Annotated in this window: 13 protein-coding genes and 2 riboswitches; of the genes, 5 read left to right on the top strand and 8 right to left on the bottom strand. The window is 36.1% G+C overall.

Translation table 11 applies throughout. The features are described from left to right. A complete protein-coding gene (locus AAG068_RS01065) occupies positions 1-918 on the bottom strand; it encodes an ABC transporter permease (RefSeq protein WP_342716639.1) in 918 nt (305 codons plus the stop codon). Positions 919-1,054: 136 nt separating this feature from the next. Next, a riboswitch (SAM riboswitch) is annotated at positions 1,055-1,160 on the bottom strand. Between the two features lie 173 nt (positions 1,161-1,333). Between AAG068_RS01065 and AAG068_RS01060 the strand changes: the two genes are divergently transcribed. Continuing rightward, positions 1,334-1,549 carry a DUF3951 domain-containing protein gene (locus tag AAG068_RS01060; protein WP_342716638.1) on the top strand — a complete coding sequence of 72 codons (216 nt, stop codon included), beginning with the start codon at positions 1,334-1,336 and terminating at the stop codon, positions 1,547-1,549. Between the two features lie 18 nt (positions 1,550-1,567). Here the strand turns inward: AAG068_RS01060 and AAG068_RS01055 are convergent, their stop codons facing one another. From AAG068_RS01055 to AAG068_RS01030, 6 genes are all read right to left on the bottom strand, one after another. Further along, a complete protein-coding gene (locus tag AAG068_RS01055) occupies positions 1,568-2,071 on the bottom strand; it encodes a hypothetical protein (RefSeq protein ID WP_000756533.1) in 504 nt (167 codons plus the stop codon). 249 nt (positions 2,072-2,320) lie between these two features. Beyond that, the gene (locus AAG068_RS01050) at positions 2,321-3,571 is read right to left on the bottom strand and encodes a multidrug effflux MFS transporter (protein WP_342716636.1); all 1,251 of its coding nucleotides are present in this window, start codon (positions 3,569-3,571) and stop codon (positions 2,321-2,323) included. Positions 3,572-3,699: 128 nt separating this feature from the next. Beyond that, entirely contained in the window at positions 3,700-5,421 is a 1,722-nt protein-coding gene (locus AAG068_RS01045) for a DUF3981 domain-containing protein (RefSeq protein ID WP_342719693.1), read from the bottom strand. Between the two features lie 78 nt (positions 5,422-5,499). After that, positions 5,500-6,033: an MFS transporter gene (locus AAG068_RS01040; RefSeq protein WP_098669196.1), complete on the bottom strand. Its 534-nt coding sequence runs from the start codon at positions 6,031-6,033 to the stop codon at positions 5,500-5,502. After that, positions 6,030-7,466, bottom strand: a complete 1,437-nt coding sequence (locus AAG068_RS01035; RefSeq protein WP_342716635.1) for an FAD-binding oxidoreductase — start codon at positions 7,464-7,466, stop codon at positions 6,030-6,032. The genes AAG068_RS01040 and AAG068_RS01035 overlap by 4 nt, the downstream gene beginning before the upstream one ends. Positions 7,467-7,577: 111 nt before the next feature. Then, a complete protein-coding gene (locus tag AAG068_RS01030) occupies positions 7,578-8,342 on the bottom strand; it encodes a hypothetical protein (RefSeq protein WP_342716634.1) in 765 nt (254 codons plus the stop codon). 145 nt (positions 8,343-8,487) lie between these two features. On the opposite strand from AAG068_RS01030, the gene AAG068_RS01025 reads away from it, so the two are divergent. The 4 genes from AAG068_RS01025 to AAG068_RS01010 all read left to right on the top strand — a co-directional run bounded on the left by AAG068_RS01025 (position 8,488) and on the right by AAG068_RS01010 (position 12,184). Beyond that, positions 8,488-9,396 (top strand): NAD(P)-dependent alcohol dehydrogenase, encoded by a 909-nt coding sequence (locus AAG068_RS01025; protein WP_342716633.1) that lies wholly within the window; start codon positions 8,488-8,490, stop codon positions 9,394-9,396. Positions 9,397-9,475: 79 nt separating this feature from the next. Further along, positions 9,476-9,590, top strand: a riboswitch (SAM riboswitch). An 85-nt stretch (positions 9,591-9,675) separates the two neighbouring features. Beyond that, positions 9,676-10,488, top strand: a complete 813-nt coding sequence (locus AAG068_RS01020; protein WP_342716632.1) for a MetQ/NlpA family ABC transporter substrate-binding protein — start codon at positions 9,676-9,678, stop codon at positions 10,486-10,488. Between the two features lie 12 nt (positions 10,489-10,500). Next, positions 10,501-11,541, top strand: coding sequence for a methionine ABC transporter ATP-binding protein (locus AAG068_RS01015; RefSeq protein WP_342716631.1), 1,041 nt, complete (start codon positions 10,501-10,503; stop codon positions 11,539-11,541). Further along, positions 11,516-12,184, top strand: coding sequence for a methionine ABC transporter permease (locus tag AAG068_RS01010; RefSeq protein ID WP_342716630.1), 669 nt, complete (start codon positions 11,516-11,518; stop codon positions 12,182-12,184). Before AAG068_RS01015 ends, AAG068_RS01010 begins: the two co-directional genes overlap by 26 nt. A gap of 37 nt (positions 12,185-12,221) precedes the next feature. Here AAG068_RS01010 and AAG068_RS01005 read toward each other — a convergent pair whose 3' ends face one another. Further along, positions 12,222-13,025, bottom strand: a complete 804-nt coding sequence (locus AAG068_RS01005) for an SDR family oxidoreductase (protein ID WP_342716629.1) — start codon at positions 13,023-13,025, stop codon at positions 12,222-12,224. Positions 13,026-13,035: the final 10 nt, after the last annotated feature.

Below are 13,035 nucleotides of genomic sequence, written 5' to 3'. Positions count from 1 at the left end.
TTACGTAATAGAACGAATACGCGGATCAACAATACGGTGAATAATATCTGTAATGAAAATACAAGAAATTAATAATGCACTATAGAAAATTGTTGTTCCCATAATTACTGGATAATCTCGGTTAAAAATACTATCTACAAAATATTTTCCGAGACCGGGAATCGCAAAGATCTTTTCAATAATGAAAGTTCCTGTTAAAAGCCCAGCCATTAACGGTCCAACAAACGTTAGTACTGGAACAATTGCATTTCGAAGAGCATGCCTTATAATAATCTTCTTAATTGGTATACCTTTCGCTCTCGCTAGCTTAATATAATCACTCTGCAAAACTTCAATCATATTAGAGCGAACAAATCTTGTAATAACCGCGATTGGCCCTAATGCTAATGCGAATGACGGTAATACCGTATGTTCAAATGTGCCCCAAGACGCTACTGGTAAAAGTTCAAATTGTATAGCAAATACTTGTATAAATAATGGTGCTAAAATAAAACTTGGAATAGATATGCCGAGAATCGCAAGTAAACTCACACTATAATCAATTACTCTCCCGTGATAGAGAGCAGCAAATGTACCCGCTGCAATTCCGACTAACAATGAAATAACAAGTGCTTGTAAGCCGATGATTGCTGATGGACCAAATCCTGTCGTTATAATTTCTGATACACCTTGCCCCGTCGATTGAACAGATTCACCAAAATCAAAATGAACTACGCCGTCTAAATAAGCAACATATTGATTCCATAGCGGTTCATCAAGGTGATACTTTGCCCTCATGTTCTGCACAACTTCCGCCGGAAAGATCTTTGCATCCGATGAAAATGGATCCCCCGGAATAATGTGCATAATCAAAAATGTTACTGTTGTAATAATCCATAGTGTAAACACCATAACTGATAGTTTTTTAACAACATACACTCCAATAACCTCCTAAACTCATAAATTTACTTTGTTTTATTAACGTATCTTTCCCATTACTCCCTTTCCTCTTCTTAAAACACAAAAAGCCTTGATCTTAAAAAATAAGATCAAGGCTTAATAAACGAAGGCCCATCACTTATCTTTCAAGACTTGCTTGCTGGAATTAGCACGGTGTTCCTGTTACAGAACCCGCTGCTGAGGTGTCATAGGGCCAGTCCCTCTACCTCTCTGGATAAGTAAATTGCTATATTATTATTTGGTTCAAATTGTATATTTCGAATTATAATTCTGAAAAAATGAAAAGTCAATCAAATTGGATATATTTAGAAAAATCAGTTTTCTGTTATATTAGTTATTGAAATTACAATCTTTCACTTATAATAAAAAGAAATTGTATTAAAGGAGTTATAAAATGGATCCCTTACTTCTTGCTACTATAGGATTACCATTAACAATCGTTATACTTGTCATCATCGGCTTCTATAAACTCTTTATTAAAAAGAAACGTATCACTTCTTTTTATACTCCATTCGATAATATTACCGGACAAAAAATCTCTGCATTTCACGAAGAACAGAATGTATTAGTATCTGAGGATGAAGACGGAGATGGTAAGAAGAAAAAATAACCTTGCGCGTACGCAAGGTTATTTTTTCGTTTCTGCTTGAAAACGTTTATAGTATGTCGATGCTGTTGCAAAGTTAATTTCTATATCACGAATCAATGATGAGTCTTCTTCTTTAGCTAACTTCTGTAATTTTTTCATTGCTTGTTCCGATTCATTCAAGAAACCAGCGTATACCTCATGTTCTTGCTCTTTCGACTTTGGAACACGAATTTCTTTACGTATATTATCAATATCTTCTAACATGCTAGTCGTTACCTTTTGCACATCTTCTTTATATGTAGCATTCGTTATTTCCTTACCGCCCTTTTCTTTTGCCACTTCAAATAACTGTAGTGCTTTATTAATTTCTTTATTCATTTTCATATCGTATTTTTCATGTACTGCACGGTATTCTTTCATCTCTTCTGTTTGCTCAGTAGATTGCTCTACCTTTTCTTTCGGTTCTTTCGTATCTTTATTTCCATTACATCCTGCTAGAAGGATCATACTTCCCATTACAGCAATACCCAAAACCTTCTTCATCTCTTCTTCTCCTTTTATCTACAGCTACTACTCATTATAGTTTCTTTTATCTCCACTTGTTATTATACCGAGAACATCCTACTTTTTACACTTAAGACGCTACCTTAATATACATGCCTACATTTTTGTCACAGTATCGTCACTTTATGCAAATAACTTTTGCATCACCTTACAAAGCTGTATGAGTTATTTCAAAGAAATGAAAAAAGAGCTGATTCAAAAATATTTGAATCAGCTCTTTTTTATAAGTTAAGCCTCTAAATTTTGTCTTTGTTGCAGTTCAAACTGCTTTTCACTTCTTCTGGCCATAAACAAATAACATAACACAGCACCCATTTCACAAAGAGCTATTACAACACCCATCGGTAATGCGGTGTTGCTTCCGCCAATACCCACTAACGGTGCAACAAGCGCTCCTGAAATGAACTGTAATAATCCTAATAAGGCCGACGCTGTTCCTGCGGCTTGTTTCTGATTTCTCATCGCTAACGAGAACCCAGTTGTTGATACAACCCCGACACTTGATACGACAAGGAATAACGAGCATAAAACACCAATTAAACCTATTCCTAGTAAGATTGTCAGTAGTAAAGATAAACCACCAATAGCTGCGATAATAATACCAGCAACAAATAATGTCTTCTCATTCACTTTCCCTGCTAAACGACCCGTTACCTGACTAGCAATAATAATACCAATACCGTTGATTGCAAAGAATAAACTAAATTGCTGTGGTGATGCTCCGTATATGTTCTGTAGCACAAATGGTGAGCCCGAAATGTATGCAAACATTGCCGCCGTTACTAGCCCTTGAGACAATGCATATCCCATAAACAGACGATCCTTTAATAGTTTTCCGTACGTCGCCAACGTCCCTGACAATCCACCTGTTTCTCTCTCTTCAGGAGGTAATGTTTCACGTAATACGAAAGTAGCTGATATTAACATGAATACACTAATTGCTCCAAGAACAATGAAGACACCGCGCCATGTTGTAAACTGTAGCAATTGTCCTCCAATAATCGGTGCCAAAATAGGCGCTGCTCCGTTTACTAACATGAGTAGCGAGAAAAACTTCGTCATTTCAGAACCCGAATACATGTCACGTACCATTGCACGTGATATAACAATCCCAGCCGATCCTGAAGCTCCTTGTAAGAAGCGCAATAACACTAAAGTCCAAATAGATGGTGCAATAGCACAAAGTAAAGAAGAAGCAACATAAATAATAAGAGCAATAATAAGAGGTTTGCGCCTTCCGTAAATATCACTAATTGAACCGACAAATAATTGCCCTACTGAAAGCCCAAGTAAACAAGCTGTCAATGTAAGCTGCGCCAGGGATGCACCTGTCTGTAAATCATCCGTTAATTTCGGTAACGAAGGCAAATACATATCGATAGATAACGGCCCAATTGCCGTAAGTGTCCCTAGTACAAGAATCATCCATAACCTATTTGTCTTTACAGGTTTATATATTTCTTGATTAACTCCATTCACTTTTTCTGTTCACCCTTTCCTATACATAATGAATCGTAACAATTATAGTTACAACATAAACATACGTCAAGTATAGCGCATTTTCCTGTTTTATACTGTAAAAAAAAAGCGATAAAATTTCTATCGCTTTACTTTTTCAAATTGCTATTTGCAAATTTAGATACGGAAGACATCGCCTCTCCTGTATCTAAATATGTGATTTGAATTGGATCTCCCACTTCTGTAAACATAGCATATGGGAATTTCTTCACAGGTATCATAAATACTTTTTGTTCATTCTCTAACAGTACGTACACAATTGTATTTTCACCTGATTTTTCTTTATATACACGTTGTACAACGCCTTCTTTTTGTGCCTCTTTACCATTTGAAGTTGGTCTAAATGAATCCCCACTTCCGCTCAGCGCATTTTTATAATTCTCAAGCGCTTCTTTTTGCGTCGAACCTGTTGCAAATATTTTCGCGTTAGAAGCATAGATAACTGTATGAGCACGTACTAAACCTCCGTCATCAATAACAGGTACAATCCAAGAAGGTTTACCGTACACGTTATAAATAACCGGCATCGTTCCATGCCATTTCTCTCTCTTAAAGGAATTATCCACTACTTCCGAAGCAGCTGAACCGTCCATAATTCCCTTTACTTCTTTTCCGTTATAGTAATACAACTTACCTGTACGCGCATCAATAAGCGAGTAACCTAACGCAGAATCTACTCCTTCTTTCGGGGAGGTGAAATCAGTAAAGTAATATAACGTTCCATCCTTACCGAAGATTGGTGTAACTCCTTCTTTCGTTCCCCACTCAGTCGGGATTTTCATATCAGTTTGCGAGAATTTTGTATTCCAAAATCCGTGAATATATTTACCGAAATACGTATTTAATGTAGATGCAGTCTCGTGATTTAATACGCCATCAACGAATTTAGGTGCCTTTCCTTTTTCGTATCTTTTCACTTCACCTGTTTGTGCATCTACTACTACAACGCCCTCTACTTCAAATCCAGATCTTCCTGAAATAAATTCACCATACGTCATTGTATAATACGGTTTCCCTTTATCATCCACTTCAAATTTAGGTTTCCCTTTAAAGATTAGATTTGGTTCTGCTTGCCTTACAACACGCTCTAAATGATTTCCGAAGAACATGCTTGGCACATATTTCATTTTATAACCAAGGTGCAGTTTCGCTTCCGCATCCGGGTTCGTACCTGACATCGTTACGTATCCTGGAATTGTCTCTGCTTTACGTGCTTTAAAAAATCCTGAAACTTCAATTGGTGCTACATATAAAGCCTCGCCATTTACCATTTGTGGCGTTAATTCTCCTAGCTCAAAATAAGCTACTTTCGGAATATCTCCAAATACTTTTTTCATCTTATTTTCCGCTGTCTTTGGCGGCACTGTAAACGGCTGATCATTTTCAGTAAATGGCTCTGAAATATCTTTCTCTACCTTTACAACAGAATCATATTTCGTTTGCGAGATTACTATATCATGCAAATAACCAAAATAGCCGTAACTTGCGAGTAAAACAAACATTAGAAGCCCTTTTAACGTACCTTCTAATTTCCCTATTTGATCTTGTGAAAATAAAACAAGCCCAATTAAAATTGCTACTGCAACAGAATAATGAGTAAGAATTGAATCTGCTCGATCATCAATTAGCCAAAAATATTCATAGATTGCAATACCTATCCAAAATAAAACAGGAATAACTAAAATGGATGCTTTCTTACCCTTTACAACCTTCTCATCACCTTTCTTATCCACTGCTCGAAGTTTACTACCGCTTCTTCTCGTCCATGGAATCAAAAACAAAGTGAGAATAGCTAAAATCAAAAATTTCATCAAAGGCAATGTCCCCTTTTCTTTTGTCTTCCCTTTTAGTATAACAAATAAAGGGTATTTAGGTAAAAATGGGAATGTCTATATTTTTTTACTACTTAATACAACTCCGCTTACTACATATAAGATAGATGCAATATAAAAAATCGTACCAATCGTAAAGAAATCTACTAAATATCCCGTTGCAATAATTGCTACTGCTCCTCCAATTGATGTCCAAACATGATATTTTCCAATCTCATAACCAGCATTTTCTTGCACAACTTTCCGCGCTAACGATGTCTTCTCCGTATTACGTTGCACAGCTCCTAAAATACCCATTAAAATTTGAAGAATATATACATGCCATACTTCTGTTGCAATGGGGAAACAAAGCATTAACACAGCCATAGACCAGGCGTATATAATTAATAACTTTCTATCACCTACTCGATCAGAGATTCTTCCAACTAGCGGATATACTAGAGCTGAAGTTAAGGCAAATAAGCCATACGCCCAGCCAAACTGCGAGAAGCTATTTCCAACATTCCGAAGCAATAAGATGTAAAAAGGAAATACCATACTTCCCGCCATCATAATGATACTTTGTGACGCCACAAACCTTTTATATGTCATTTCGTATACTCCCTATAAAATAAATTCACAAATCTCTCTTTTGGATCCGCTTCTTTTTTCTTCTGAAGAAATTCTTCTATACGAGGATACGCTCTCTTTAACTGCTCTTTCGTTGGATAAGAATAATACGGTAAATAATAACTACCGTTATGCTTTAACGTAACATCAATCATCTTCTGAATAACATTCTCTGTTTTCTTTATCTCATGTTCAGAACGCCCTTGATTAATTAAAAGAACCAGTGCAAACATATCATCTTTCGCATAGGATAAAACTGCATTTTCATTCTTTTCCACGTAACGAATCGTAATATTGAGCAAATTAAACTCTTCCTCATTTAATACGTTACGTAAATCATCTATGTATTCCGTGAAAGAATCTATAGGCACAAAATATTCTTGTAACACCTCTGTCCTATTCGGATTTTCATATTCCATAAAAGCACTATCTGACCTCATAACATTATTTCGCGTTTCGTACTTACCATTTGTACGTTCAAAATAACTTCTTTGTATATCCCAAAATGTATCTTTTCCCCAATCACTATAGCGTGATAAACCGAGTAAAAACTTTGGCGCAGCTATAATATTTTCTTCTTTTAATTTACTGTACTCTCTCAACTTCTGCTGATCTTTCGCTAACCCATAATCTGTCACATACATTTCTTTCAAAAATGAATGTGGGGCAACAGAAATACGTGCTAAATGCATACGTATATTCTCATCTCTTCGCACTTTATTCTTAAAATATGAAGAGTATTCTTTATAATCTAGTACCTTCGTATGCGTTTCATACAATTCATCGTTTGTTAACTTTAACGTCACATCTAAAATAACACCAAATAACCCATATCCCCCAATTACATACGGAAACAACTCAGCATTTTCTTCTCTACTTACATTACGCACCGTACCATCTGCCATTAACAATCTAAATGACTCTACTGTATCAATCAATGCTTCATGGCGAATATCACGCCCATGTACATTTACACTTAATGAACCACCAACAGTAAAAATATTTTGAGACTGCATCACTTGAACCGCCAGACCATACGGATTTACTTTCTTCTGAATATCATTCCACGTGACGCCACTTTGAACTGTAATTCGCTTCTTCTCTGGATTAAATTCTAGTATTTTATTATATCCCTTCATATCAAGCATCGTACCATGCGGATAATACGTCTGCCCGCCTTGGCTATGTTGCATACCAGCAATCGAAATTTTCTCTCCAGAAACATTTGCATCTTGCACTAATTTTATTAACGAGTGCTCATCAGTAGCACTTTCAACACGTTTTATTTTTGTCGGAAGCAATTTACCTACATCACTCATAATAGGATGATCAAGTTGTTCTTTATATGTATGTACAGACGTTGCAAGCAACACTGTATAAGCTACAACAACCACCGCTATCTTTCTTTTTCTCAAACGACACTCTCCTCTTCTACAATTTTCCCTCTTCATATTGTACATATTTTCCTAAGAAGAAAGTATACAAAAAAGAGGGCACCTTATTTTAGGTCCCCCTCATCAAAACTGTTACTTTGCTGCTGGCAATTGTATTGGGTCAAACTTTTCGTACGACGTATATTTTGCGTTCGTAATAATGTGCGCTTTATCCTTGCCATTACTACTCATAATCATGTCTATCTTTGCTGATTCATATTTAAAATCTTTTGTAATGATATATTCTGCATCCACTTCTTCTATCTTCGCATTTTGTGCTTGTAACATTTTCTTCTGCGTTTCATCCATGCTAGTTAACATACTTTCTGTTTCTTGCCCTTTTAATGTAAATTTCAGTTTATATTTATCTCCGCTTTTCTCCATCTTCATTTTATCTAAAACTACTTCCGGTACTTCTAACTTATCTATAATATCTTGAGTTGCTTTCATTCCACCAGCGTTTAATTGCTCCTCTGGTACGGTTATAACTTCTCCTGTATTAGGGTTTTTTACCTCACCAGCAACTTTACCATCCACAGTATACACTACAACATCTGTACCGGAAATATTCATTTCAGAACGAGAATTCTTTGTCTTTGGCTCTAATTGCATCTTAGCCTTTACTATATCCATCTCTGTTCCCTCAGCTTTTACCCCTACACCATATGTCATCGTTACATGTTCTTCATTTTTAAAAGCTTCGTTCGTTTTCTTGAAAACATCCCTCGCCGTTAATTCCTTTTCTTTTTGAACTGATTCTTTTTTCGGCTCATCCGTCTTTGCTGTTTTCTCATTACTACACCCTACCCCTAGACTGACTGCAAGTACTAAACTTGAAACAAAAATAATTTTTTTCATACTGTCGCCCCCTTTCCCAAAATAATATCACCTCTTTTCCTATGAAATCTATATAATTTTTAATCTATACTCGCTATATAGCGACATGTTTAATAAAGATCTTAAATATGATGTAAATAACGACAACTCATTTCAGGAGGTCATTATGAAGGCGATCATTTGCACACAGTATGGACCACCTAACGTTCTTCAGCTTCAAAATATAGAGAAACCTACACCTAAAAAGAACGAAGTATTAGTTAAAATTCACGCAACAAGTGTATCGACTGGAGATTGTAGAATACGCGGATTTAATAGCCCTCTATTATTTTGGATTCCTATGCGACTTGTATTAGGACTTAGAAAACCGAGAAACCCTATACTTGGCGTAGAATTAGCAGGAGAGATAGAGGATATTGGGACAGATGTAACTCAATTTAAAAAAGGAGATCAAATTTTTGCATTAACAGAACTAAATCTTGGTGGTTATGCCGAATACACATGCGTGCATGAAAGTGGATTAATAACATTAAAACCTACCAATGTAACGTATGAAGAAGCGGCAGTTATTCCTTTTGGTGGAACTTCAGCGTTGCATTTTCTGAGAAAAGGCCGGATAAAAAAGGGGCAACAAGTTCTCATATATGGTGCCTCTGGATCAGTAGGAACAGCTGCCATACAACTCGCTAAATATTTTGGTGCGACCGTTACAGCTGTTTGTAGTAATTCAAATTTTGAACTCGTGCAATCTTTAGGAGCGGATAAAGTAATTGATTATACGAAAGAAGATTTTACTAAGCGGCGCGAGCGTTACGATATTATATTTGATGCAGTTGGGAAGTATAAAAAATCCCTTTGTACAAATACATTAACACCCAATGGAAAATATGTATCTGTTAATGGAATGATGGCAAAAGTAAGTAAAGAGGATATGATTCTACTAAAAGAACTAACTGAAACAGAACATTTAAAACCTGTTATTGATAGAACTTACCGATTAGAAGAAATTGCTGAAGCTCATATGTATGTGGAAATAGGGCATAAAAAAGGGAACGTTTCGATTACCTTAAAATAAAATATATTCAGAAAATAACATTGACAATTCTTTTTGTAAGATTTACTATTAGTACCATATTAAAAACTACATACACATACTCTTATCAAGAGTGGCGGAGGGACTGGCCCGATGATGCCCGGCAACCGAGCTTATGACATATAAGCTAAGGTGCTAATTCCTGCAAAACGAGTTTTCGTTTTGGAAGATAAGAGAGGAACCCATTTTGTCTATTCGGCACCTCTCTTATTTTTGAGAGGTGCTTTTTATTTTGGAACGTATATGAAGGGGGAATTATAGATGAAGAAAGTATTATTAAGCATTGTAAGTGGGACAGTCTTATTATTAGGCGCATGTAGCGCGAGTTCAGATAAAGAAGTAAAAGCACTAGATGAGAAAAAGATTACGGTCGGCGTAACTGGTGGACCGCATGAACAAATTTTTGAAAAGGTAAAAGAAGTGGCAGCGAAAGACGGACTCGAAATCGATGTGAAAATATTTAATGATTATGTAGCGCCAAACGTATCTTTGGATGAAAAAAACCTTGATGTAAATAGCTATCAAACGAAATCATATTTAGACACATTTAAATCTGAACGTAATATGAAATTAACAGAAGTATTCTCAACAGTAACATTCCCTATGGGCATATATTCTAAAGGCATAAAAGATGTAAAAGACTTAAAAGATGGCGATGCGATCGCTGTACCAAATGATCCAACGAATGAACTTCGAGCTTTAAAACTATTTGAAAAAGCTGGAGTTTTAAAAGTTGATCCAAAGGCTACAGAAAAAGCGACTGCAAAAGATGTAATTGAAAATCCAAAAAATTTAAAGATTGTTGAATTAGAAGCATCTCAATTACCAACTCAGCTAAGTGAAGTAAAAGCAGCTGCAATTAATACGAACTTTGCATTAGGTGCAAAATTAAGCCCTGCGAAAGATTCTATCTTCCGCGAAGGAAAAGATTCACCATATGTGAACTGGGTCGTTGTTCGTACTGAAAATAAAGATGATGCTGTTATAAATAAATTAAAGAAAGCTTATCAATCTAAAGAAGTAAAAGAATTTATCGAGAAAAAATTTGATGGTTCTGCTTTACCATCTTGGTAGGGGCTGACGATAATGATTGAATTAAAAAATGTATCCAAAGTATTTACAACAAAAAAAGGGAATGTGGAAGCTCTTAAGTCTACTTCCCTTCAAGTAAAAAAGGGCGAAGTATTTGGAATCATTGGCTATAGTGGCGCTGGTAAAAGTACATTAATTCGATGTGTCAATTTATTAGAAAAACCAACGACAGGAAATATCATTGTAAACGGCCAAGACTTAACAACTTTATCAGCAAAAGAACTAGCGAAAGCGCGACAAAAAATCGGGATGATTTTTCAAGGATTCAATTTACTTAAAACAGTGACTGTTTATGAAAATATCGCATTACCGTTACGTCTTGCTGGCATTCCAAAAGTAGAAATTGAAAAAAGAGTAGAAAAGTATTTACGTATTGTCGATCTTTTTAATCGAAAAGATGCCTATCCGAGTGAACTTTCTGGTGGCCAGAAACAACGTGTTGCCATTGCACGTGCACTATCACATGAACCAGAAGTGTTATTAAGCGACGAAGCAACGAGCGCTTTAGATCCAGAAACAACGGATTCTATTCTTGACTTATTATTAAAGATTAATGAAGAAATTGGGGTCACAATTTTATTAATTACACATGAAATGAATGTCATCCAGCGTATATGTGACCAAGTTGCTGTTATGGAACATGGAGCAGTAGTGGAAAGCGGGACTATGAAGGACATATTCACAAACCCACAACATGCAACAACGAAGAAATTTGTAAATAGCGCATTTGCAACAAAAATTCCAGAAGAAGTACAAAAAGAACTTCAAACTACTGGTGAAATTGTAACTCTTTCTTTTATAGGAAATTCTTCAGGAGAACCAGCATTAGCTGTCGCTACAAAACGATTCCAAGTATATCCGAATATTTTATCCGGTAATATTACTCAATTAAAACATGAAGCTTACGGGAAACTTGTCATTCATATGCAAGGAGAACAAAATGAAATCAACCGTGCTTTATCATTTTTACAAGAACAAGGAATCATCGTAGAAGGAGGTAGAACAGATCATGGAAAACAAGTCCTTTTTGGATGAATGGGGTAAAGTCATATGGGAAGCAACTATTCAAACATTTCAAATGACATCTATTTCACTATTCATCTCTATCCTTATTGCACTACCACTTGGCGTCACACTTGTTTTAGCAAGACCTGGTGGGCAACATGAAAATAAAATCATTTATCCAATTCTTAATACAATTATTAATATTATTCGCTCTCTTCCATTTATCATTCTACTATTCTTTATTTTACCTTTTACAAAGTTTCTAGTGGGAACATCCATTGGTGTTCAAGGTGTCATCGTACCGCTTGTCGTCTTCACTGCTCCCTATATCGCAAGATTGATGGAGACAGCATTATTAGAAGTCGATCGTGGTGTTATTGAAGCTTACCAAGCAATGGGCGTTTCTACTATAAAAATCATTTGGCACGTTATGGTGAAAGAAGCTCGTCCCTCCCTTGTACTTGGGTTAACAATCGCGACAATTGGATTAATTGGCGCAACAGCAATGGCTGGGCTTGTAGGTGCTGGTGGTCTTGGTGATTTAGCATATCGATTCGGACATTTACGCTACGAACCGGAAGTAATGTATGCAACCGTCTTTATTTTAATTATCCTCGTTCAAGGGCTACAGTCTTTAGGGAATGGTGTTGCACGAAGATTGAAGAAAGATTAAAAAAGAAGGTATCTCACCAGGGTGAGATACCTTCTTTTTATCTTTTAAACCCACCTTCAGAATGAATAACTTGTCCCGTAATCCATTCTGCCTCTTCACTTACTAAAAACGTAATGAGTCTTGCTGCATCCCTCGGCTCACCAATTCTACCAAAAGGAAACATCGGCTTTAACCCTTGCTTTATCTCTTCAGTCATCCAGCCTGTATCGGTTGGACCTGGGTTAATTGCATTCACTGTTATTCCTAAATGAGCTACCTCGGCTGACAACGAACTCGTAAGGGCATCAATAGCTCCCTTCGTTGTTGCATACGCCAGTTCCCCAACCATAGGCCCTTGAAATTGCCCCGAAGTCATATTCACAATTCTACCACCAGATTTCTTATCAAATCCTCTTGCAAATTGACTACTTAACAATGTAGTCGCACGAATATTGACCATGTAGTGCTTCTCTAATTCTTCAGCAGTCAAATTAGAGAAGTCATTATTTGTAGAATACGCTGCATTATTAATTAATATATGAGGGTAGCCTAGTTGTTCAGTAACTTTATTTATAAGCTCTTTCGGTGCATCATTCTGAGTTAAATCTAACTCCATACTCGATACTTTAACACCGTTTTTTAGTAACTCTTCTTTTAATTGTGTTTGTTCACTTTGATCAACGCCCCAAGGCATCTCTTTATCGTACGCTGTCCAATACGTAAAAAATATATCGTATCCTGCTCCAGCTAATTCTTTACAAATCGCTGCGCCTATACCATCTAGACGACTTACACCTGTCACAACTGCTACTTTATTTTTTAATTGATTCATTATATACTCCTCCAATTTTAAAGGACGCATATTTTATATA

Source organism: Bacillus paramycoides (assembly GCF_038971285.1).
GTDB lineage: Bacteria > Bacillota > Bacilli > Bacillales > Bacillaceae_G > Bacillus_A.
This window is presented reverse-complemented; position numbering and strand designations above follow the sequence as displayed.